Consider the following 23,037-nt stretch of genomic DNA (forward strand, 5'->3'; position numbering starts at 1 on the left):
GACATCCAAAGACGTCACATCGACAGCAATCGCATCGTGGCACGTTTGTTTGATCCGTTTCAACCCCGGGAATAGACGGATATGCGCGCGCTCGGCGAGATCTTCTACCCGGACCTGGGCACGCCGAGCGCCCGCTTGGTGCGTTTCGTGGTCGCCGACGGCCGCCGCGCGATGCCCGCCAACGACGCGCACGTGCGCACCGACCTCGTCGACGGCCGCAGCCTCAGCTACCGGCAGACCTTCACCGACCGCGCCGGCCGATGGCGGCTCACCGCCACATACACCACCGATCCGAGCCGCGCGACCGTGCTTGCCGATGTGCGTTTCGCCGCGCTCGATCGCCGGCACCACGACGTATACGCGATCTACGACCCCGCACTGTCCAACTCCCGCAACGACGACGCCGGAAGGACCATCGGCGACGCGCTGGTCGCGAGCGACGCGAGCGCGGCGAGCGCATTGGTGGGATCGCCAGCGTTCGACGCCACCTCCAACGGCTTTCGCGGCACCAGCGACGGCTGGACCGACCTGCGCGACGGCCGGCTCGACCACAGATACCGCACGACCGCGGCCGGAAACCTGGTGCAGACAGCGCGATTGCGCTTCACGAGCCAGGGCAGAACCACGCTCGCGCTCGGCTTCGGACCAGAAGCCGGGTCCGCGCTGCGCACCGCCCGCGGCTCGCTCACGGCCGGCTTTCCCGCCATCTTCAAGGGGTACGCGGACAGTTGGCACCGCTATCTCGATGGTTTGACCGCGCCACCCGTGTCTCTCGCGGGCGACCACCAGCGCCAGCTCTATCGGGTCTCGGTGATGGTGCTGGCGGCCAGCGAAGACAAGACGCACCGCGGCGCATACGTCGCTTCGCCGTCGATGCCCTGGATCTGGGGCCGCGACGACCCGTCCGGCCCGTACCATCTGGTCTGGTCGCGCGACCTGTACCAGATCGCCACCGCGCTCATCGCGGCCGGCGACAAGGCCGGCGCGAACCGGGCGCTCGACTACCTCTTCACCGTCCAGCAGAAGCCGGACGGCTCGTTCCCGCAGAACTCGCGCGTCGACGGCACCCCGGTCTGGGACGGGCTCCAGCTCGACGAGGTGGCTTTCCCGATCGTCCTGGCGTACCAGCTCGGCCGCGCCGACCAGACGACCTGGTCGCACGTCAAGCGGGCGGCGGACTTCCTGCTCGGTGCGGGCCCCGTCACGCCGCAGGAGCGTTGGGAGAACCAGTCCGGGTACTCACCAGCCACGATCGCGAGCGAGATCGCGGGTATCGTGTGCGCCGCGCACATCGCCCGGGCCAACGGCGACAGTGTCTCGGCCGACCGCTATCTGTCCACAGCGGACCAGTGGCAGGCACGGGTCAAGGAGTGGACCGTCACCACCACCGGCCCGTACTCCCCGGATCCGTACTTCCTGCGGCTCACCAAGGACGGCAACCCGAACGCCGGCACCGCGTACACGATCGGCGACAGTGGACCGTCCAACGTGGATCAGCGGTGAGTCGTCGACCCGAGCTACCTCGACCTGGTGCGGCTCGGTGTACTTCCGGCCGACGATCCCGCCGTGGTCAACACCCTCGGCGTGGTCGACGCCCAGCTCGGTGTGCCCACCGCGCGCGGCTTCTACTGGCACCGCGCCTCGTTCGACGGGTACGGGGAGAAGCGGGACGGGAGCCCGTGGGAGTTCGGCCTGCCGGACGACTCCCGGATCACGCTCGGCCGGGCGTGGCCACTGCTTTCTGGCGAGCACGGCGAGTACCAGATCGCGGCCGGCGACCTGGCGGGCGCCCGGCGGCAGCTCACCGCGATGGCGCGTACCGCCGGACCGGGATACATGCTGCCCGAGCAGGTGTGGGACGACCAGCCGCCGTCTGGGTCGCGGGGCTTTGAGCCGGGCACGCCGACGTTCTCGGCGACGCCGCTCACGTCTCCTGAGGCGGCGCTGGCAGGGTGACGGTCACGGTCAAGCCGCCGCCCTCGCGCGGTTCGGCGCGTACGTCGCCGCCGTGCGCGCGGGCGACCGCCTGCACAATGGACAGTCCGAGCCCGGCGCCGCTGGTGGCCATGCGTTCTCCGTTCAGGCGGCGGAACGGCTCGAAGATGGCCGGTATCTCGTATCGGGGAACCTGCGGGCCGGTGTTGGTCACGACGAGCTCGGCCGTACCGTCCGGTGCGGTACTCGTGCGCACGCCCACCCATCCGCCGCTGTCGAGGTTGTGCTTGACGCCGTTTTCGACGAGGTTCTGCACCAGCCTCTCCAGCAGTACCGGGTTGCCGATCGTGGGCGCCTCCGCGGTCTCGGTGCGCACGGTCACCCTGCCGGGTGGCAGCTGCGAAGCGACGTGCTCGGCAACGTCGGCCAGGTCGACGAACGACCGCTCCGCCGGCTCCTGCTCCGAGCGGGAGAGCAGCAACAACCCGTCGATCAGTCGTTCGTGCCGGCTGTTGATCTCCAGCAGGGTCTCGCCGAGCTGGCGGGTATCGGTGGAGGCGGCGCGGCGGTGTACGGCCACCTCCAGCAGGGCCCGGTTGAGGGTGAGCGGCGTGCGCAGCTCGTGCGAGGCGTTCGCGATGAACCGCCGTTGCCCGTCGAACGAGTGGTCCAGCCGTTCCAGCATCACATCGAACGTGTCGGCCAGCTCCTTCACCTCGTCTCGCGGGCCGTCCAGGGCGATCCGCTCGTGCAGCCCCCGGTCGGCAGCCGGTGCGTTGGCGATCCGGCGCGCGGTCTCGGTGACCCGCTGGAGCGGCTGCAACATCCGGCCAGCGATGAGCCACCCGAGCGCTATCGATGCCGCGCTGATGACCGCGAGCGCGATGCCGCCCTGAGTCAGCAGTGTCCACAGTGCGTCGTCCGCGACATCGGTGACCATCTTCTGGCCAACCATCGGTCCTCTCTCGCTTCCGTCCTTCGGTGGCGGCACCGCCTCGCTGGCCGCGGTGATCGTGCCCGACAGGCCACCGCGCCGGAGCTGATAGGAGACCAGCACGTACGTCACGGCGAGCAGCAGCAGGCCGGACAGGAGGAAGAGCCCGCCGAAGACCAGCGTGAGGCGGGCGCGAATCGTCAGTCGCTTCATGGGGATCCGGCTTTTCATGGAATTCGGTACCCCACTCCGGGTTCGGTGAGCACGATCGGCGGGTTGCCAAGCTTGCGGCGTAGCTTGAGAATCGTCATCCGCACGGCGTGCGTGAACGGGTCGGCGTGCTCGTCCCACGCCTTCTCCAGCAGCTGTTCGGCCGAGACGGCCGCGCCGTCGGCCCGCAGCAGCTCGGCCAGCACCGCGAACTCCTTGCGCGACAGCGGCACGTACCGCCCGTCCCGGTACACCTCGCGGCGGTGCAGGTCGAGGCGGATGCCGGCGCGGTCGAGAACGGGCGGGGCGGCGGGCCGCGAGCGCCGCCCGAGCGCCACGACCCGGGCGGCCAGTTCCTTGAAGGCGAACGGCTTCGGCAGGTAGTCGTCGGCGCCCAGCGACAGCCCAGCGACCCGGTCGTCGATCTCGGCCGCCGCCGTCAGCATCAGCACCCGGGCCGCCGAGCCGGTGTCGACGATCTCGCGGCACACCCGGTCGCCGTGCACCACCGGCAGATCGCGGTCGAGGACCACGACGTCGTAGTCGTTGACGCCAACCCGCTCCAGGGCGGCACCACCGTCGAACACCACGTCCACGGCGTGCGCGTCGCCCCGCAACCACTCGGCTACGGCCTCCGCGAGCAGCACCTCGTCTTCCACCACCAGGATGCGCATACCCCAATGGTGACCGACCGTGACGTCACGTGGGCGTCAACGGTTCGCTGACGGCCAGGAAACCCTCCGCTCGGTTTAGTCGCGGTAATGGCCGGCGACCGACCGGCCGGCTGGAGGGGAAGCGACATGCGTATCAGCAGAGCGTTCGCGCTCGGCCTGCTGTTGGCGCTCGCCACGGCGACGGCCGCCTGCGGGAAGGACCCGAACGCCAACGACAAGATCGCGACCGCGGGCGGCGCGACACCGAGCCCCAGCGGCAGCGCGCCCGCGCGCGGCAGTGCCGACGAGAAGGAGCAGATGCTGAAGCACGCCCGGTGCATGCGCGAGAACGGCGTACCGAACTTCCCCGACCCGGAGTTCCAGGACGGCGGCGGGGTCGCCATCGCGTTGCCCGATGGAGTCGACCAGACGAAGCTCAAGGCCGCCGAGGCCAAGTGCAAGCAGTACCTGCCCAACGGCGGCGAGCCGCAGAAGATGGACCCGGAGATGGTCGAGCAACTGCGCAAGTTCGCCCAGTGCATGCGGGAGAACGGGATCCCGGACTTTCCGGATCCGACCGACGAGGGCCTCAAGATCTCGGGCAGCAGCTCGGACATGGGCCCGGACAACCCGAAGATGATGGCCGCCCAGGAGAAGTGCCGCCAGTACCAGCCGAAGGGGCCGAACGGAGACAGCGGCGGCACGACGAACCGGAGAGACGGGTGAGCGGCGCGACGCGCCGGCGCCGCCGGACTGGTCGGGTCGTCGCCGTGACCGCGGTCGTGCTGGCGGTCGGCGGTGCGGCGGTCGCTGCCAACGGGTTCGGGTTGGTGCGCGAGGAGGCGAGCGGCGAGCCGCGGAGCGATCTCCCACCGGCCACCGCACAGGTGAGCCGGCAGACGCTCGTCGACAGGCAGACCGAGAGCGGCACGCTCGGGTACGGCACGGCGACCACGGTGCCCGGGCGACTCAGCGGGACGCTCACGTGGCTGCCCGCCACCGGGGCCACCGTCAAGCGCGGGCAGCCGCTGTACCACGTCGACAACGAGCCGGTGCTGCTGCTCTACGGGTCGCTGCCGGCGTACCGGACACTGTCGCCCGGTGCCGAGGGCGCCGACGTCGAGCAGTTCGAGCGGAACCTGCGGGCGCTCGGCTACAACGGGTTCACAGTGGATGGCGCGTACTCGTCTTCCACCGCGTCGGCGGTCCGGGAATGGCAGGAGGATCTCGGCCTGCCGGAGACCGGCACCGTCGAGCTGGGCCGGGTGGTCTACGCCGCCGGCCAGGTGCGCGTCGACTCCCACCAGGCCACGGTGGGCGATCCGCTCCAGCCGGGCGCCGACGTGCTCGGATACACCGGGACGGCCCGCCTGGTCACCGTCGAGCTGGACCCGTCCGACCAGCGCCTCGTGAAGAAGGGCGGCGCGGTCACGGTGACGCTGCCCGACGGTAAGGCCGTGGCAGGCAAAATCGTCAGCTCGCAAACCGTGGTGTCGCCGGGGGAGGGTATGAACCCCGACGAGACCAAGCTCGAAGTCACCATCACCCTCCCGGCGTCGTCGGCGGCCTCGTTGGACGAAGCCACGCTCGATGTGGCGTTCACCGCCTCGCAGCGCGAAAACGTGCTGACCGTGCCGGTCGCCGCGCTGCTCGCCCTGGCCGAGGGCGGGTACGGGGTACAGGTCGTCGAGGGTGGCGGTACCCGGATCGTGGCGGTCGAGACCGGCCTGTTCGCGAACGGCCAGGTCGAGGTGACCGGCACCGGCCTTACCGAAGGCATGACCGTGGGGATGCCGTCGTGACGCTGACTCCGGCGCGGCTGAGTCTGCGTGATGTGTTCCGGGTCGGCGGTGCCGGCCTTCGCACCCGACCGTTGCGGGCGTTCCTGTCCGCTCTGGGAATCGCCATCGGCATCGCGGCGATGATCGCCGTGGTCGGCATCTCGTCGTCCAGCCGGGCCGACCTCGACCGCCAACTCGCCGCCCTCGGCACGAACCTGCTCACCGTCGCGCCGGGCGACACGTTTCGCGGCGAGACCGCCAACCTGCCCACCGAGTCGGTCGCGATGATCTCCCGAATCGGCCCCGTGACCCAGGTAGCCGCCACCGGCAAGGTGCCCAACGCCAAGGTGTACCGGACCGACCACATACCCGATGGCCAGACCGGCGGCATGTCCTTACTGGCGGCCAACCTTGACCTGCCCGAAACCGTGGGTGCCACCGTCGCCGACGGCGCGTGGCTCAACGCCGCCACCGCCCGCTACCCGGCGGCCGTCCTCGGCGCGGCCGCCGCGCGGCGGCTCGGCATCACCGCCGCCGGGCAGGACGTGCAGATCTACGCCGGCGGCCGGTGGTTCACCGTCGTGGGCATCCTGGATCAGGTACCGCTGGCGTCCGAACTGGACTCGGCTGTCCTCATCGGATGGCCGGCCGCCGAGTCCTATCTGGACTTCGACGGGTACCCGACCACCGTCTACACGCGATCCGTCGAGGCTGCGGTGGAGGCGGTACGAGGCGTGCTGGCCGCCACCGCGAATCCGAAGGCGCCCAACGAGGTCAAGGTGTCCCGCCCGTCCGACGCGCTCGTGGCCCAGCGTGCCACCGACCGCGCCTTCACCGGCTTGCTGTTGGGACTCGGGGCGGTCGCGCTGCTCGTCGGAGGTGTCGGCGTCGCGAACACGATGGTGATTTCGGTACTGGAACGCCGCGCCGAGATCGGACTGCGGCGGTCGCTCGGCGCGACGCGCGGCCAGATACGGCTGCAGTTTCTGGCGGAGTCCCTGCTGCTGTCGGCGCTCGGGGGTCTCGGCGGCGCGATCCTGGGCATTGCGGTGACCACCGTGTACGCAGCCACCCGGTCGTGGATGGCCGTTGTGCCGGCCTGGGCGACGGCCGGCGGGCTCGGAGCCACGCTCGTGATTGGAGGGTTCGCCGGGTTGTATCCGGCCATCCGAGCGGCAAGGCTGGCCCCGACGGAGGCCCTGGCGACACCGTAAACCGGCCACGCCGAGCTCACTGAGCTCGGCGTGGCCTGGTTTTTTCTCGGGGGTGGCGGTGATTCTGGTCAGAGGCTGCGGGCGGTGATGTCGCCGTGCGAGGTGGTGGCGCGGATGTCGAGTTCAGCGGCGCCGTCGTTCTTGAGGGCGTTGCTGACGCGGCCGTAGCCGGTGCCGGCGTCCAGGGTGGCCGAGGTACCGGCGGCGGCGCCGACGGTGATGTCGCCGGACTGCGTGTCGAGTACGACGGTGCCGCGGGTGGCCTCGGCGATGCGGATGTCGCCTCGCGCGGTGCTGATCTGGGCGGGGCCGTTGAGGCGACCGACCTCGACGTCGCCGTCGATGGCGGTGAGGTGGACGTTGGCGGCTTCGTCGAGCTTGATGTGGCGGTAGGCGCCTTCGTAGCTGACGTCACCGAGGCGGCCGACGCCGCGCAGCTCGGTGCTGGCGGTCTTGGCCTCGACGCGGGAGTCGGCGGGCAGCTGGATCGTGACCTCGATGGAGCCGGAGGGGCCGAAGAGCTGGTTCTTGGCCTCGGTGTGGACCCGCAGGACGCCGTCGGCGTATTCGACCGTGGTCTGTTCGGCGACTTTCACGTCGCGGCTCTTGGTGGCGTCGGTGGGCCGGACGTCGACGGTGGTGTCGGTCCGGTTGGCGGCGATGAGCTGGATGCGCCCGGCCGGGATGTTCAGGACGGCGGAGATGGGGGCCGGGGTGTCGAACTTCTGCATCGTGTTCTCCAGTGTCTGAGTCGTTGTTTCTGACACCGGAAACGCTACGTTGCTTTCCAAGTCTCGGCAACAAGCTCGTTGCGCTGTACTCCTGTTTTAGCAGGTAGAAGGCCTAAAATCGTTGCAACGGATGACTATCTAACGCAACGAAGGCGAGCTCAACTGTTGCAATGGCTGAGGGTGAAACGCTAAGCCTGGTCGGTCAGAGCCCGGCCGCGGCGTCGTACCGGCGGCGCAGATCGGCCATCTCCGAGTCGGCTAGCGCCTCCTTTTGCGCCAGTTCCGCGTACTTGGCCGGGAACATCTGCCGCAGCCGGTCAATGAACTTGACGTCGGCGGTGGCTTCGACCACCTGGATGCCGGGAGGGTCGGTGGACATATTCATGATCACCGGGCCGGCCAGCTTGACCGCGACGTCCCAAGGGCGCTGCTTCTCGGCGACCCCGCAGAAGTGGAAGCCGTAGACCGTCTGCACGTCGGCGAGCACGGTAACCTCGGCCGGCTCGTAGCCGTAGACGTGGACCCCGCAGACCACCGGCGGCTTCGCCTCGGTGGCCGCCTGCTGGAGGTTGTGGCCGTGGTTGTGCTGTGCCGGATCTGCCTGTTCGAGCGTGGCGCGCATCCGGGTCATGATCTGGGTTTGCAGATCCGCCGGCTCCGCCGACGAGTCGGCCGAGTTGGTCAGTACGACCGCGCTGGCCGATACCGCCAGCAGGATCACCGCCACCCACACGAAGCGGTTTCGGTGCCACCCCGCGAGCCTTTCCCGGGTAATCGTCATCGCTTCTCACCTCGTTCTGGCGGGATTTCCGGCCCAGGACGTCAGCCAACGTCCTGGGCCGGAGTGGTGCCCCGGCTGCCGGTCTTGCCAATCAGGCGAAGTTCACATCGCTGCACCACATGTAGGCCTGGTCAAGGTGCGAGGCCTGCCAAATGATGAAGAGGATGTGCTGTCCGGTGTATCCGGAGGTCGAGACGTTGAACGAGATGTTCTGCGCCGGCGCGTAGCGGCCCGTCTGCGTGATGAAGTCGAGGTTTCCCCAGCCGAGGCGCTGTGTGGTGGGGTTGAACCCGTTCTTGCTGACGTAGACCCGGAAGTAGTCGGCGCCGTGACTGGCCTGGTCGTACAGCTGGACCGTGAAGTTTCGGCTGAGCGTCGCGGTCGTCTTCCACGCGCCCACCTGGTTCAGGCTGTTGTTCCGGGCAAGGCCGTTGCTACACAGCTGCCCGTCGGGGGTCCGAGCCTGGAAGGCTCCACCGAGGCCGTCGCGCAGCGCGCTCATCCAGTTCCACATGGTGTCGGGGTTGGCCTGGAACGCCTGCCAGCACATGGGGTCCTGTGTTTGCATGGCGGGGTTCATGTGTTGGCTTCCCCAGGTCTTCCAGCACTGGTAGGCACGAGTCATCGGGTTGATGATGGTGCCGTGGGCCTGGGCGGCGCCGGTCCAGGGCAACGTGCCGACCATCAGGGCGACCAGCAGGACGAGCGCTTGAACGGTCTTGCGGATGGCTGACCGGGATCGCCCGTTGGATAGATCGGGCTTGTGTGAACGCACTGAGCTCCTCCGTTCTGCGGGGGTAAAGATCAGTCTGGGAGCGCTTCCAGTGAGTGTTACATCTATGGACTTAAATATCAAGAACGTCTATTAATGCCCGCGTCATGTGCTTTGCCGTGGGGTGCGGCTGCGCGATGGGTGAAGGAAGTCTACTGAACTCGCGCAAAGGCTGGCAGATTTTGACATCCGCGCGACGGGCGGGCACCATCGTCAGCCGGCAATGGGAGGGGATACATGAGACGAGCACTGCGAGCAGCATCCCGGATCGGGATCGCCGCTCTCGCAAGCCTGGCGCTAGGCGGCACCGTCGCCACGCCGGCTCACGCCGCAGAGCCTGCCAGTGATATCGGGCCTCAAGTCGTCGGCGGTGGACCGGCGCAAGAGGGCGAGTTCCCGTGGATGGTGCGTCTGTCCATGGGCTGCGGGGGCGCGATGTATACCCCCACGCTCATCCTGACTGCGGCGCACTGCGTGAGCGATTTGGGCACCGGACCCAACACGTCGGTCACGGTGACCTGGGGCGTCACCGACCTGCAGGACCAAGCCAACCGCATCACCCGCACCTCCGACTACATCCACATGGCGGACGGCTACAGCGGCCAGGGCAAGGACTGGGCACTGATCCGCATCTCCCGGCCGATCGACAGCCCGCTGCTCAAACTCGCCACCGATACCTCGCTGCACAACGGAACATTCACCGTCGCGGGCTGGGGCGCGACGTATGAGAACGGGCCGCAGCAGCAGTACCAGCTGAAGGCGGCTGTGCCCTTCATCAGCGACACGCAATGCGCCACCGCCGGCGGCTACGCGAAGCTGATCCCCAACCAGGAGATCTGCGCCGGTAACTGGACCAGTGGCGGGGTGGACACGTGCCAGGGTGACTCCGGCGGTCCGATGGTCAAGCGGGACGCCAACAACGAGTGGGTTCAGGTCGGGATCACCAGCTGGGGCGTGGGTTGTGCCCAGCCCCAGAAACCCGGCGTCTACACCGAGGTGAGCTTCTTCGCCAACGACATCTGCGCCGCGGCGACCTCGTTGGGCGGATGCCAGACCGGCGGCGGAGTGGCGGTCAGTTACCCCGGCGGCCAGAACAGCGCGGTCGGCACGGCGATTTTGCCGGTGAGCCACAGCGCCTCCGGTGGCACAGCGCCGTACTCGTGGTCTGCGAAGGGGCTGCCCGCCGGTCTGTCGATCAACTCGTCGACCGGTTCCATCACCGGTACACCCACGGCGGCCGGGACCCATCGCGTGACCGTGACGGCGACAGACAGTTCGTCGCCAGCCAAGACGGGGATCACGTTCTACTCGTGGTCCGTCGCCCTGGCCGTCAGCAACCCTGGCAACCAGACCAGCGCGGTCGGCACGGCGATTTCGCCGGTGAGCCACACCGCCTCCGGCGGGACCGAGCCCTACTCCTGGTCGGCTTCCGGCTTGCCCCCGGGCCTGTCGGTCAACTCTTCGACGGGTGTCATTTCCGGTACGCCGACGGCCGCCGGGACCTACAGCGTGTCCGTGACAGCGACGAACAGCACGCCGGCCAGGACGGGACGCACCGCGTACCTGTGGACGGTCATGCCCGGCCTGACCGTCAGCAACCCCGGCAGCCAGACCAGCGCGTTCGGCACCCCGATCTCGCCCGTCAATCACACCGCCTCCGGCGGCACCCAGCCCTACTCGTGGTCGGCTACGAACCTGCCCCCGGGTCTGCAGATCGACTCCTCGACGGGTTCGGTTTCGGGTAGCCCGACGGCCGCTGGGACATACAGCGTGACCGTGACGGTGACAGACGCCTCGTCGCCCACCAGGACCGGGCGCGCCTTCTATTCCTGGACGGTGAGCCCCTCACCAGTACCGGGCTGCTCCGGTGTCGTCGGCGGCGACGTGGCGATTCCAGACGCGTCCACAGTAGACTCCGCTCTCGCGATCTCCGGCTGCCCGGGCATGGGCTCCGCACAGGCGACGGTGGAGGTCCACATCCTCCACGCGGCGATCACCGACCTCGTCGTAACGCTCGTAGCGCCGGACGGCAGCACCTACGTGCTGCACAACCGCGAACTCGGCTCCGGCATTCACCAGACGTACGTGGTGAACCTGTCCTCGGAGGTCGCCGAAGGCACGTGGAAGCTGAGGGTGCAGGACCTTTACGCGGCCTACACAGGCGCCATCGACAGCTGGGCGTTGAACGTGAGCGGTGGCACGCCAGACTGCACCGGCACCAACAACGCCGACGTACCGATCTCCGACGTGACGACGGTAAATTCGAGTGTCGCGGTATCGGGCGGCTGCTCGGGCTACGCCTCGAAAACCTCGCAGGTCAAGGTGGACATCGTCCACGCCTACAGCGGTGACCTGGTGGTGACACTGGTGGCACCGGACGGCAGCCCCTATGTGTTGCGCGACAAGACCGGCGGCGCCATGCACGACATTCACGAGACCTACACGCTGGACCTGTCCGCGGAACCGCGCACCGGCATCTGGAAGCTGCGCGTGGAGGACATCGGCTTCGGGTTCACCGGTTACATCGACACGTGGAAACTGAACCTGGGCAACGGCCACAGCACCGCCACCGACGGCCCGGCGGACTGCGTGCGCACCAACGGCACCGACGTGACGATTCCCGACCTGTCGACCGTCACCTCCACCATCGCTGTCTCCGGCTGCCCGGGCTACGCCTCCACCACCTCGACCGTGGAGGTCCACATTGTTCACCCGTACGTCGGTGACCTCGTGGTGACGCTGGTCGCGCCGGACGGAAGCACCTATGTGCTCCACAACCGAAGCGGCAGCGGGCAAGACAACATCGACAAGACCTACACGGTGAACCTTTCGTCGGAAGCGCGCGACGGCACCTGGAAACTGCAAGCACGGGACGCGGAGGCACCAGACGCGGGACGCATCAACTCCTGGACACTGGCCCTGTAACCGCCTGACGGCTGGTCCCGCTCCAACCAGGGCGGGACCAGCCGGCGCGCTATTTCCCCGCGGGAAGTCCGGCTTGGCTGATGCGGTGGAGCAGGGCGGGGCGGTTGGCGTACCGCTGGCGGAGGTCGTGGAGGCGTTTGTCGAAGGTGTCGGGTTCGCCTTCACGCCAAGCGAGTTCGTGTAGTTCGCGGAGCAGGCTGACGGCGGCGTCGTACTCGCTGGTCTTTTTGGTTTCGATCAGCTGGATTACCCGTACCCAGGCGTTTTCGCCTTCGGCGGCGAGTGCGTCGAGTCGGCGGTCGCGCTCGGCGGCGGCGTCACGTTCGGCGCGGACGCGGACCCGCTCGCGTTCCTGCGCTTCATGGTGTTCACGGTGTTCGCGCCGGGCCTGTGCCGCGTCGAGCAGTTCGGCCACCGTGCGGCCGCTTCCCGCCTGTGGGTTGGGTGCGGCTTCGCCGTCGTAGCGGCGTAGCAGTTCCGCACGAAGATGCGCGTCCTCGCCGCGCATGACCCGCAGGATCGCGGTGTCCTTGTCTTTGATAGGCAGGTTCTGGATCCAAGAGGCTAGCTGCGCCCGGGTCGGCTTGACCTGCCTCTGGCGCGGGCTAGCCTGTGCTGCCACTGCGAGCAGGTCCTGATCGATGTGGATGAAGTCGACCAGGCTGCGCAGCGGTGCGTTGAGCGCGGCTAGGCCCGCCGGGACGGGCGGCTCGACCTCGTCGTCGAGTTCGCCGGTGCTGACCGTGTGCAGCCAGGCAAGATAGAGCAGGCGCAGGTCGCCGGCGGCGAGGTCGGCGCGTGCGCTGATGATCGAGGCGAGTATGCCGTGGCCATCCTCGTCGTCCCAGACGTCGTCGTCGCTTTCGTCGGTGAGTTCGATGATGACGTGGCCGTTCTTGGCCCAGGCGGTGGCGGCGATGTCGGTGGGGCAGTACCGCTGGACGGTGGGAAGATCGAGCAGCCGCTCTGGGAGTCGGAGCATGAGCCGGCGGGTTCCCCAGTTCGCGAGGTAGAGGAACGCGTCGAAATACTGCTCCATCAACCGGCGCGGATTGCCACGGAAGTCACCCCACTCGTAAGTGTTGACGAAGCTGGTCGGGGTGATGTGCGCCCTGGAAGACAACCTCCGCAGCTCCTGCATCTGAGCGGAGTCAAGCGCCGAGTCGATAGCCAGGAACTCGTAGTATTGGTACTCACTCACAGACGATCCTCAATAGACGGTGCTGCCTCGACCAACGCGTCGAGTCATATGCGGCTCAGCTCGCGAGCATAGCCAGGGGCAGGCTATGCGACGATTCGCCCGTGGGGACCGGTGATGCGGTATCTGACGACGATGTTGCTCGTCTTCGTCATGAGTTGGAGCGCTTGCGGACGGAGAACATCCGACTGTCGCGACTGCTTGAGCTCCGTGGTCAAGACACCACCCCGCCGCCGGAACAACTCGCCGCGGCCACCACTCCGCCAGGGGCGGTCGCATTGTCGTCGCCAGTCCAGGAAAAGCTGGCACTCTACATCGCTACGACAATGTGGACCTGTCTGATCCCGGCGCGCTCGCCGCTGTGCACCGCGCTCTCGTCGAGGACGAGGCACGCAACGCCCTGATCGTCGATGACCTCGTGGCCGCGCTAAGGCGCGGGCGCAACTGCCTCGTGCTGACCCGACGGGTCGCCCACGTCAGCGTCCTTGCGTCTCTGCTGGGTTCGCGCGGGTACGACGCCCTCGTCATGCAAGGTGGCATGCCTACGGGTGAACGACGAGCGGCTGTGAACCGCCTTGCCGATGCCAAAGCTGGCGAAGGTGTAGTGGTCATCGGAACGACGCCCTTCATCGGCGAGGGCTTCGATGCGCCAGTGCTCGACACACTGTTTCTCGCTGCTCCGGTCTCCTTCGACGGGCTGCTCATCCAATGTGCCGGGCGTGTGATCCGTGCCGCGCCCGGCAAAGACGTTGCTGAAGTCCACGACTACCACGACGAAGCCACCCCGATCCTCGCCTCGTCGCTGAAACGACGCATGCCGGGCTACCGGGCGCTCGGCTTCACCAGGGCGTAGAGCGCAGTCGTCGGGGCCGCACCGTGCGTGCCGGCGTCATGGCGGTGTAGGTGGGAGGTAGGGTTGCGGTCCGCGACGTGAGGTTGTGAGCTCGATGCGGCCGCAATGGAGATCGGCACCGGTCGTCGGTGGTGGTGTGATCGGTGCGTGCTCCGCCGGTTGGCGTTGGGGTGGTTGGCGATTATCGGTGCTCCCGCGGTGCCCGTCGGCAACGCCTGGCAAACCGCGCCCTCGTAGCTCACGGGATAGAGCAACGGGTTCCTAAACCGCTGACCCGACCCTGGTGGGGCGGCCCCGACCTGCGATTTCCGTTGGATTCGTCCGGGAATATCGGCGCTGGTGCAGGCGTGCTGGGCTCCGGTGCCGGCAAGCCGTCGGCCAAGATCATCAACAGGTCGACGAACATCGATTTGATGCGTTGGATCGCCACGCAACACCGCTCCCCACGGCGTTTTCGACCGCTGCGCCCACCGGCTCGGTGCCATGGACGGCGGCCCCGCGTGATGACCGGAGCGGACCCCTGCCGCCGGATCCGCGTAGCGGGCAGGGCGGCCACACGCACCGTCGCCGGCCCCCATCAGGCGGCCCCACCCCGGCCGGTTGGTCGGCCCGGCGTGTTCGGAATGTGCCCGCCGGTCGGCGACCGCGGCGCCGTCGATGATTCCCCGGATGCCGCCGCGTCGGCCCGGCCGGAGTGCGACGATCGGCCCAACCGGACCCCGGGACCGCGGCCGCCGCCGCGGTACCGGCCCGGCGTCCGCACGGAGGTAAGCGATGCGTTCCAGCTCAGGCTCGCAGTACTTCTTCAAACGCTCCGGCTGCCCCGCCGCCAGCGCGTGCCCACGGCTGCGCCGGCCCAACGGGACCTGGAACCCCGGGCACGGCAGCTGGCACTACCTGCTCGAGTTGCCGCCCGGCGAGGCCGGCTGCCGCCGGCAGATCCGCCGCGGCGGCTACCCCAGCCACCGCGCCGCGCTTGCCGCCCGCGACCACGCCCGGGCCCTGCTCGCCCTGGCCGCCGGCGACCCGACCGCGACCGCCGACGTCACCGGGCTGATCCTGGCCACCCGCCGCGGCCGGCCGCTGCCGCCGGTGGACGCGGTCCGCACCCGGCTGAAGGGCCGCCGTGCGCTGGCCGGCACCACCACGCTCGGCGTCTACCTGGACCGGTGGCTCGGGCACCGGCCGGTGGACGCGAACACCCGCCGCACCTACGCCGGCCACATCCACGCCCACCTGGTCCCGCGCCTCGGCGGGTTCGCCCTGAACCGCCTGCGCCCCGACGACATCCGTCACATGTTCACCGCCATCGAGGCCGCGAACGAGCGGATCCGGGCCGCCCGCCGGTCCACCAGCCCGGTGACGCGGGCGTCGGTCAAAGGCCGGCAGGTCACCGGCCCGGCCACCTGCCAGCGGATCCCGGCGGTGCTTCGCGTCGCTCTGAACGACGCGGTCGCCGATGGCCTGATCCCCACCAACCCCGCCACCCTGGTCCGACTGCGGCCGGCCCGGCGGGCCGGCCGCTGGTGTGGACCGACCCACGGGTGGACCGCTGGCGGGACACCGGCGAGGTGCCGGGACCGGTGATGGTCTGGACCCCCGCACAGACCGGCGCCTTCCTGGACCACGCCGCCCGGTACGACCCAGCCCTGTATCCGCTGTTCCATCTGGTCGCCCACCGCGGGCTGCGCCGCGGCGAGGCCGTCGGCTTGGGCGACGCCGACACCCACCTCGACCACGCGGAGATAACCATCACCCAGCAGCTCACCACCGCCGGCCGTAGCGTCCAGCGCAAGCCGCCGAAGAGCGACGCCGGCCACCGCGTCATCGCCCTTGACAGCGGCACCGTCGCCGCGCTGCGCGCCTACCGCGCCCACAGGCCGGCCACCGACGACAGCGGACTGTTCTTCGTCCGCCCCGACGGGCAGCCCTGGCACCCGGACACGGTCAGCCGCCGGTTCCGCCGCCTCATCGACGACGCCAGCCTGCCGCCGGTGCGGCTACACGACCTTCAGCACGGCGCCGCCACCCTCGCCCTGGCCGCCGGCGCGACCTCAAGGTCATCCAGGCCACCCTGGGCCACTCGACCTTGGCCCTGACCGCGGACACCTACATGAGCGTGCTACCACAACTCGCGCGGGCAGCGGCCGAGGCCGCCGCTGCGGTCGTCCCCCGACGTTCGCACCGGTCCGTCCACCGTGAACTCGCCGTTGGCCAGGTCACCGGACCAACCCGGTCGTTACCCCCTGTAGTCCGCCCGCAGAGCTCTCAGGACCATTTTCCAGATTCCTGGCATGATTCCGTTCAGGGTCGATGGCGTCCGACCACCTGAGAACCGTCCACGATCCATCAACCACTCGCCTCATGGACATTCCGTGCCCAGTCGCGCCTGACAAAGCGTCCGGCGGCACGACTCGGACGAGCGACGGGTTCCTTAACAGGCACTAACGGCACCTCAGGACCCCGCCGAATTCTTCGGAGGCGTAGGACGTCCCTTTAGCCGGTTGATTGTCTCTCGCATCACTTCGAGCCGCGGGAAGACAAGGTAGTCCCATTCGGCAGGAAAGCCAAGTGCGGCGGAAATTTGGCGCCTCAAGAATTGGCCGGAAATGCCGTACTCCGTTGTAACATGCCAGTGATCGTTTCGCGATATCACCAAATAGTCGTGGCTATCGACACCTTCAAGGGCGCTATTGAGCTTGGTTTCTTCGCGGTATGGGCCTATATCTCCTATAGAGTGCGAGGACAGTGGCAGAATCTGCACATGCGCATGGGAGATGCAACCACCTTTACCGGCCGCCGATGTGCGACCGCCATGCTCGAATATAAAGCATGGGCTGCCCCATTGCTCTGTAAGCGTCCTAGCCCATCTCAAGAGGAGAGCCTCTAGATCCAGTATCCGCCATTGCGGCAAGTCCGCCATACGTTCGACATGTTGGTTGCTGACGATGATTAGGTGGCCCGGAACTAGTGCTCCCAGTGCCACAATTATGGTGAACCAGTCGGACCGGTCGATAACATAGAAGTCGTACCACGGACGGTCTCTCATGTCCTCGGCCAGGCGGAGGCAGAAATCGCACTCTGCATTCGTCACGACGTTGCCCCCCACCGATCCGCCAGCTATGTTAGGACAGCTCTGATGAAGTAACCACTCTACCGGTAGGTGAAAGGCGTAAGCAACGTCAAACCGACCACCGATCCAGCAAAGACCGTACCGTGGCAACGGCGTCAATTGGCCTAGCCCCGAATGCGGTCTCATAGGACAGAAGCACACCGGCGCATCCGCGATGCGCCCAATTCGCCAGGTCGCAAATCTCCGCACGAGTAGGAATGATAAATCGCTCCAGTCCTTCAACCAGTTGCGTTGCCAAAATCCACGGAGTGCCGGTTTCGTTAGCGGCGGTTTCAATACGGGTGACGGCCGCGGGCAATTCGACCCACGGTACGGCCAGCGCAAGGTCACCGCGGGCGGCCATCACCATGTCGGCCTCCTTGGAGATCTCGGCTGCGTTTTCCACACCGGCCGAGGTCTCGATCTTGGCTGTTAGTTCAACTGGCAATGCGCTGGACGAAAGGATCTCTCGTGCGCGACGCAAATCGGAAGCGTCCGCCACGAAAGACAGGGCTACATTGTCAAACAAGTCGCTCTTGGCAACGAATCGAAGGTCGGAGAGATCTTTGTCAGTCAGGCAGCGCGGGCGGAAGTGGTCGCCTTGAACCGTCAGACCTCGCGACTGATTGACGGTACCGTTCACCGTGACAACGACGCTAGCCGCCCCGGCCGATACCAGGCTGACCTCGAGGACCGTGTTGCCATCACCGACAGTTATTAGGTCGCCTGATTCGAGCCCTGAAAAGAAGGTTGGGGTGGTCACGGTGAGAGTTCGGTCGGCCTTCGGATCGCTTACCTCTCCAGTTATTAGTCGAAATTCTTCGCCAGCAGCCACCCGAATGCTTGGCACCCCAACAAATCGGCCGAGTCGATATTTTTCTCCGGCGATGTCGGCCACTACGGCGAAATCTCGACCGCAGTCTCGCGCAATCTTTCGATGTAAGAGTGCACGCTCGGCTTGGTAGCTGGTTGTGGAATAGGAGAACGTTAGTCGAACGCCGGTGGCGCCCGCCTTGATGATTTCTTCCTCGTAACCGATGGATTCGGGTCCGGGTGTATACCAGAGCATCGCCACGGCTTACTCCTTCGGAGTCTTGGGACTATTAACGATTGTGCCCGTCAACAGCCGATCGGCGTATGCGTCTAGGCCTGTCGTGAACCACGAGTCCGGTGTGAATCGTTGTGAGTCAAGGGTAATCAGTTGCCCGGCTCTCCCGAGATGGGTAACTTGCACGGAGTCGCCCGAGACCATCTCCCCGATCGTCGTTACGGGTACCCCTATTTCGTTGCATGTGGCGCGTACCGCCTCGACATTGGAAGAACGTGTCGTGCAGATAAGCTGCCAGTCTCCCCAGCCGAGAGCGAATCGCTCGGGGGAGACGTCTAACAGTTCGGCGACCGCTGCCACAGGCGGAGGAACCGAAATACTGGAGAGGTCCACACGGACGCCCATCCCATTTGCTCTGGCTAGCGAGGACAACGACGTGTACAAGCCATCTGAATTGTCGATGCAGGCACTGACAAGGTTCGCTCGGCGCATTGCCAGGCCGACCGCAACCTTCGGCTGCGGTCGAAGTACGTTCGCCATGACGAAGTCATCATGCTCGGACGGTAGGACTAGACCACGGGTCTTGGCGAAGTAGCCTGCCCAGAAGGACCCCATGTCTCCGATAACGAGGACGGCGTCGCCAGGTTCCGCGCCGGAGCGCGACAACGGCGAGGTATCGCACGTGCCGATTGCGGTCGCCGTCAATTCCCACTTCTGTCCTTCTTTAATATTACCGCCGATCACCCTTGTACCAGCGGTCGCGCAGCAATCGTCGATGCCGTCGAGTAGCCTGCTGAAGCTGTCGACTGCTGTGTCCGCCGGAAGCACCAGCGACGTCAACAGGCCCAAAGGCTCCGCGCCCGCTGCGGCGAGATCACTAAGGTTGATGGTCGCCAGGAGCCAGCCTCGGAAGTACGGGTCGAGATATCCTATAAGGGCAGCCACCGGTTCTGGACACGGGTCAGTCGTCGTTACCAGCCATGCCGCTCCATTGGGCACCCGAACGGAGGCGCAGTCATCGCCAAAACGAAACTCGGCGGTCGTGTAGCGGGGCCGCAAGATCAACTCTATTATCTTCTGTTCGCCGAGGTCGCCCAGCGTCGCCGCCAATCGCATCTACTGCCTCCGGACAATTACGATGGTTTGCCTACCCGGTCTTTCGGCTCGCCTCGTCCGCGCACCATCCAGAGTCGCGCATACAGTAAAGCCACCTGTCTCTAACGCATCGCAGATCTTTTGCCTGAGACCGATTCGATCCGTTCGCTGGCCCAGAATGATCGCGCCCCAACCGTCGTCTTTGACTACGCGAGCAACTTGACTGAACAAGCGTTCCAACGGGTCGAGGTACTCAGCTGCGGCTCCTCGACGGCGCCGCTTGAAGCGCGCGCCGAGTTCATCCGTTTCGTAGTCTGCGATATCCCAACCGAACCACATCGCCGTTAATCTCTGTGATCGAAGGTAATCGGCCACGCCGAGCTCGGGCAATTGGGTTACAAAGAGATCGACAGAAGCGGTCGCCAAATTGGTGAGGTGTCGTTCGGAAGTCCCGACCCAGATCGGAGAGTCGTCCACGCAAGCAGGTGTGTCTGCGCGATTGTATGGCTCCAGGTAAGCGGCAAGATTTGACAAGAACCGGCTAATCACGGGGCGGTAGAACAGCGTGTTCGGCCTGACGTTGTCTGCGATGCGGTCAGCGGAACCTCGACTGCTGCTGACGCCGCGTAGAATACCGGAAAAGGCCATTTCTGCAACATGCTGGTACTTATGATCGATAGTGCGAATCGCCTGCCAGACAACTGCCAGCTCGCGGAGTGTAGATTTGTGATACCAGCCGCAATTCTGCGAGTATGCGGGCACCAACGCTTCAAGATCGCCGTCCGTCGCTATCGCGCCGAGTTCTATTTCGACAATGCGGGTTCCCAGTGCTGTTCTATACGTTTTCCACAGGTCCGGGTCAAGCGAGGCAAGGCGGGCGCGAGTTACAAGGCCAGCGACAGGGTTGAGGTCACCGCCTAGGGGTCGGCGATTCTGACGACGCGCCTCGATCAGCACGGTGCCTGTACCACAAAATGGATCTAGCACCGAATCATCGGTGTTGCTCAAGCAACTTATGAGCACGCCCGCAACTGAAGGACCACTGGCTGTCGGGTACCAGTGGGCGCCAAATTTTCTCGTTTCACTCGTCTGCAGAAGCTCGAAGTCCACCTGCGACAATTCAGATAAGCTTGAGGGCACCTGGGATCTCATATACGTCCCGCTTGTCGGGTAATGGGTGAAGAGCATCACTCGTCAGGCCGAACTCGGCAAGGACCTCTTTCGCTCCGGTAACGACTGACCTGGCCGGCCGATCAATACGTCGACTGGTAAACAGGCCAACGATTGTTGACTGAGAGTTTTCTCCGACCGTTGCCGGAGAAAGGGCACCGTCCGTACCCACGGTGTTCAGCTTCAGTTGTTTCACGAAGGTTCCTCTGTCGTGGAAGACGTAAGGGAACACGGGAATCCCGAGCGCCTCCTCAAGTCGATTACGAAGGACGGCGCGGTGGTCCGTATGCCGAAGATCGACCGACGTAGCCAGATCCCTGTACCAGCCGATAAAGATGGTTGAAAAGTAGTCACCGGTGGCGAATCGGAGAACGGTTTCCCGCATCGGCCGTGGAGCTTCCACATCGAGATCGAGCAGTCTTCGCAACAGCTGCTCATCGGTAAGGAACCATTCGGCCTCGGTTAGAAGGCCACTTTGTAGTGCCACCGTGAGACACTCGGTAAGCATAGCCTGACTGGCTAGGGCCTGTTCGTCGAAGGCCAGCACCTCGTAACACTTCCGGCGCAGCTTGACCCAATGCTCGACTAACGGTAGCGCGGCATGGGGAAGGGTCAATGTGCCGGTCTCGGGGTGCACGTCGATTGCCCGAGCCAGATTATCGATCCCTGCACGATCGTAGGGCAGTCCGAGGCCGGCGGCCATGCGGTGAACGTTGTCGACATTGTCTAGATCAAGAGTGCCTGCGACCAAACGTCCCAATGGCGACTGGCCAAGCACGAAGCTCACGACCTCGTCCGGATCCACGTCGAGTCGTTCGATGCACTCACGAAGTCGAAGGGGGGCACCGAAGTAGATTTGGTGGAAGAGCCCGGTCCTGTGGTAATCACCTGCGATGATGCTCTTCAGCATTGCTTCGTGAGCGAACCCAAACTGGACTTTGAGTAGGTACTCGAACAGGTGACCGTATGCGGGCGTGCCGACGTCATGGAGGATGGCCGCCAGAAGCAGCGTTTCGAGCTGCTTCGCCGGCCAACGCGCGTGGAGGCGCTTTGCCACTCCGAGCGCTAGATGCAGCACGCCAACGGTGTGGGTGAAGCGGCGGGTGTCGCTCAACCCGCTCAAGCTGGGGGTCGTGGTGTTGATCAGGCGGATCTCGCGCAGGCGTTGCACCTCGGGGGTTCGCAAGATCTGATCGAGGCGTGACGGCGTCGTGATGGGTCCAAACAATGGATCTGCCACGAACATCTAGTCGCCCCTTAGCCACACCACCAGCAGCGACGCCAACAGCCCCAGGATCACCGCTGCTATGACGCCGCCCATGACCCGGAGCGCGACGTGCACCTCCGGCCCGAACGTCACGAGCGTACCGACCGCACCAGCAGTCACCATCGAGAGAGTAGCCACGACTCTTCGCACAGGCGTGGCGCTGATGTAGTACGCAGCCGGTGGAAGGAGGATCTTGGGCCTCGCCTGGTGCCTACGACCGAACTCCTGGAGTAGCAGCCAGGCCCAGAGTTGGTCGACCGACGACACTCTTCGACTCGTAGTAGAGCGAAAGCCGTCGTTGGTGATGATCATCTTGCTCAGCTTGTCGACGATACCGAGTACTCGACGTCTGGCCGGAGCCGGATTGCCGGCTCGTAGCAGTGTGAGGGCGCCGAGGATATCAGTTACGTAGAATACGTACTGGTTATGCTGAATTCCGTCATTAACGGACCAATAGTGATTTGCGGTGGTTTCTGTAAGCATTTGTCCGCGATTGGTGGTAGCCCACTTCGTCAGCTGACTCAGTAGATCTTGACGTGCCGTCCTGTAAACATCAACGTGGGTGCCCTCACCCTCGTACTCAATAAGTACTTGGAGAGCGAGCGCCGCCTCGTGGACGGGGAGCGGGTGACCTCTAATCGCCTCTTGACAAAACCAGGCGAGAATTTTCTCGCACATCGGTGAGGCGCGAAAGCTTCGGCTGCGCCGAAGTGCCAACATTGCATGTGCCGTCGGGAGGAGCCGGGGCGCGTCGTCTTGATCGGTATGGTCGGAGTAGTTGCCCCAGCCGCGGTTGTCTATTACTTGGCTGATAAGGCGCGTCTCGATCGGCTCGACCTTTTCGAACCGCTCCCTCTGTGGCTGCGCTGCTTCAACAAGGCTGGCTACCTTGAATGTGATGGACAGATCGGTTGCGTCATAGAGGTCTTCGGTCGTATCCCGCGGCTCCACTTCTGGCAAGGCGCGCAACGCCCTGCTTATCAGCGGACTGTTCTCGGTGTGGCCCGCCCCTGCCAATATCCTGACCGCGGCTGAGGTGCCATAGATGCCAAACTGACGCACTCTTCGCGGATCGTCTAAAAATTGGCCCCATGCGACTATGTCACCATTGTGAATGGCGCTTCGCTGGACGCGACGGACAAGGACGGTCTCCGCCTCGATCGCTCGCTTCGCCAGTCGGTCGAGGCCCTTGATCGTAACAGCCAACTTTTCGCTCCGGATCGAAATTCGGCTAGAGCATAATTGGGACGGGCGATTGGGGTTCTTCGTCACTATCGATCTTGATGGGGTGCGGGTCCCAGCAAGTACCCGCACAGTGTACAACGTTTGTACTGACATCGATTTCTCTTTGCAGCATG

Annotated in this window: 20 protein-coding genes; 9 read left to right on the forward strand and 11 right to left on the reverse strand. The window is 65.7% G+C overall.

What is annotated here, in order from left to right:
- The first annotated feature begins 81 nt into the window (after positions 1-81).
- Together QMG73_RS04435 and QMG73_RS04440 are read left to right on the forward strand one after the other, a co-directional pair.
- Positions 82-1,503 (forward strand): glycoside hydrolase family 15 protein, encoded by a 1,422-nt coding sequence (locus tag QMG73_RS04435; RefSeq protein WP_281892597.1) that lies wholly within the window; start codon positions 82-84, stop codon positions 1,501-1,503.
- Between the two features lie 27 nt (positions 1,504-1,530).
- The gene (locus QMG73_RS04440) at positions 1,531-1,956 is read left to right on the forward strand and encodes a hypothetical protein (RefSeq protein ID WP_281892598.1); all 426 of its coding nucleotides are present in this window, start codon (positions 1,531-1,533) and stop codon (positions 1,954-1,956) included.
- Here the strand turns inward: QMG73_RS04440 and QMG73_RS04445 are convergent.
- Positions 1,925-3,082 (reverse strand): sensor histidine kinase, encoded by a 1,158-nt coding sequence (locus tag QMG73_RS04445; RefSeq protein ID WP_281892599.1) that lies wholly within the window; start codon positions 3,080-3,082, stop codon positions 1,925-1,927. The two genes, QMG73_RS04440 and QMG73_RS04445, sit on opposite strands and share 32 nt — an antisense overlap.
- A 14-nt stretch (positions 3,083-3,096) precedes the next feature.
- Positions 3,097-3,753, reverse strand: a complete 657-nt coding sequence (locus QMG73_RS04450) for a response regulator transcription factor (protein ID WP_281892600.1) — start codon at positions 3,751-3,753, stop codon at positions 3,097-3,099.
- 126 nt (positions 3,754-3,879) lie between these two features.
- Here QMG73_RS04450 and QMG73_RS04455 point away from each other — a divergent pair, with 126 nt between their 5' ends.
- The 3 genes from QMG73_RS04455 to QMG73_RS04465 all read left to right on the forward strand — a co-directional run bounded on the left by QMG73_RS04455 (position 3,880) and on the right by QMG73_RS04465 (position 6,727).
- Positions 3,880-4,458: a hypothetical protein gene (locus tag QMG73_RS04455; protein ID WP_281892602.1), complete on the forward strand. Its 579-nt coding sequence runs from the start codon at positions 3,880-3,882 to the stop codon at positions 4,456-4,458.
- Between the two features lie 101 nt (positions 4,459-4,559).
- On the forward strand, positions 4,560-5,534 hold the full coding sequence (locus QMG73_RS04460) for an efflux RND transporter periplasmic adaptor subunit (RefSeq protein WP_281892647.1): 975 nt from the start codon (positions 4,560-4,562) through the stop codon (positions 5,532-5,534).
- Positions 5,531-6,727, forward strand: coding sequence for an ABC transporter permease (locus QMG73_RS04465; RefSeq protein ID WP_281892603.1), 1,197 nt, complete (start codon positions 5,531-5,533; stop codon positions 6,725-6,727). Before QMG73_RS04460 ends, QMG73_RS04465 begins: the two co-directional genes overlap by 4 nt.
- A 68-nt stretch (positions 6,728-6,795) precedes the next feature.
- Here the strand turns inward: QMG73_RS04465 and QMG73_RS04470 are convergent, their stop codons facing one another.
- The 3 genes from QMG73_RS04470 to QMG73_RS04480 form a co-directional block, all read right to left on the reverse strand.
- Positions 6,796-7,458, reverse strand: a complete 663-nt coding sequence (locus QMG73_RS04470; RefSeq protein WP_281892604.1) for a DUF4097 family beta strand repeat-containing protein — start codon at positions 7,456-7,458, stop codon at positions 6,796-6,798.
- Between the two features lie 202 nt (positions 7,459-7,660).
- Positions 7,661-8,239 (reverse strand): hypothetical protein, encoded by a 579-nt coding sequence (locus tag QMG73_RS04475; RefSeq protein ID WP_281892605.1) that lies wholly within the window; start codon positions 8,237-8,239, stop codon positions 7,661-7,663.
- Positions 8,240-8,330: 91 nt separating this feature from the next.
- Positions 8,331-9,014: a lytic polysaccharide monooxygenase auxiliary activity family 9 protein gene (locus QMG73_RS04480; protein WP_281892607.1), complete on the reverse strand. Its 684-nt coding sequence runs from the start codon at positions 9,012-9,014 to the stop codon at positions 8,331-8,333.
- 234 nt (positions 9,015-9,248) lie between these two features.
- On the opposite strand from QMG73_RS04480, the gene QMG73_RS04485 reads away from it, so the two are divergent.
- Complete coding sequence (locus QMG73_RS04485; RefSeq protein WP_407676747.1) at positions 9,249-11,936, forward strand: proprotein convertase P-domain-containing protein; 2,688 nt, start codon at positions 9,249-9,251, stop codon at positions 11,934-11,936.
- Between the two features lie 49 nt (positions 11,937-11,985).
- Here QMG73_RS04485 and QMG73_RS04490 read toward each other — a convergent pair whose 3' ends face one another.
- Positions 11,986-13,077, reverse strand: coding sequence for a hypothetical protein (locus QMG73_RS04490; protein ID WP_281892608.1), 1,092 nt, complete (start codon positions 13,075-13,077; stop codon positions 11,986-11,988).
- Positions 13,078-13,462: 385 nt separating this feature from the next.
- Between QMG73_RS04490 and QMG73_RS04495 the strand changes: the two genes are divergently transcribed.
- The 3 genes from QMG73_RS04495 (at position 13,463) to QMG73_RS04505 (ending at position 16,086) form a co-directional block, all read left to right on the forward strand.
- A complete protein-coding gene (locus tag QMG73_RS04495; protein WP_281892609.1) occupies positions 13,463-13,987 on the forward strand; it encodes a DEAD/DEAH box helicase in 525 nt (174 codons plus the stop codon).
- A 774-nt stretch (positions 13,988-14,761) separates the two neighbouring features.
- Positions 14,762-15,574: a hypothetical protein gene (locus tag QMG73_RS04500; RefSeq protein WP_281892610.1), complete on the forward strand. Its 813-nt coding sequence runs from the start codon at positions 14,762-14,764 to the stop codon at positions 15,572-15,574.
- Entirely contained in the window at positions 15,574-16,086 is a 513-nt protein-coding gene (locus QMG73_RS04505) for a tyrosine-type recombinase/integrase (RefSeq protein WP_281892649.1), read from the forward strand. Before QMG73_RS04500 ends, QMG73_RS04505 begins: the two co-directional genes overlap by 1 nt.
- Positions 16,087-17,169: 1,083 nt before the next feature.
- On the opposite strand, the gene QMG73_RS04510 is transcribed toward QMG73_RS04505, so the two are convergent.
- Genes QMG73_RS04510 through QMG73_RS04530 form a run of 5 tightly spaced genes read right to left on the reverse strand, consistent with a single transcriptional unit; the run spans position 17,170 to position 22,885 of the window.
- On the reverse strand, positions 17,170-18,168 hold the full coding sequence (locus QMG73_RS04510; protein WP_281892651.1) for a pyruvate kinase: 999 nt from the start codon (positions 18,166-18,168) through the stop codon (positions 17,170-17,172).
- Between the two features lie 9 nt (positions 18,169-18,177).
- Positions 18,178-19,263 carry a thiamine-phosphate kinase gene (thiL, locus tag QMG73_RS04515; protein ID WP_281892612.1) on the reverse strand — a complete coding sequence of 362 codons (1,086 nt, stop codon included), beginning with the start codon at positions 19,261-19,263 and terminating at the stop codon, positions 18,178-18,180.
- Positions 19,264-20,352, reverse strand: coding sequence for a DNA methyltransferase (locus QMG73_RS04520; RefSeq protein ID WP_281892613.1), 1,089 nt, complete (start codon positions 20,350-20,352; stop codon positions 19,264-19,266).
- A 10-nt stretch (positions 20,353-20,362) separates the two neighbouring features.
- On the reverse strand, positions 20,363-21,658 hold the full coding sequence (locus tag QMG73_RS04525) for an HD domain-containing protein (protein ID WP_281892614.1): 1,296 nt from the start codon (positions 21,656-21,658) through the stop codon (positions 20,363-20,365).
- On the reverse strand, positions 21,659-22,885 hold the full coding sequence (locus QMG73_RS04530; RefSeq protein WP_281892615.1) for a hypothetical protein: 1,227 nt from the start codon (positions 22,883-22,885) through the stop codon (positions 21,659-21,661).
- Between the last annotated feature and the right edge of the window lie 152 nt (positions 22,886-23,037).

Origin of the sequence: Phytohabitans aurantiacus (assembly GCF_027923225.1) — a bacterium.
In the GTDB taxonomy this organism is placed as follows: domain Bacteria; phylum Actinomycetota; class Actinomycetes; order Mycobacteriales; family Micromonosporaceae; genus Phytohabitans; species Phytohabitans aurantiacus.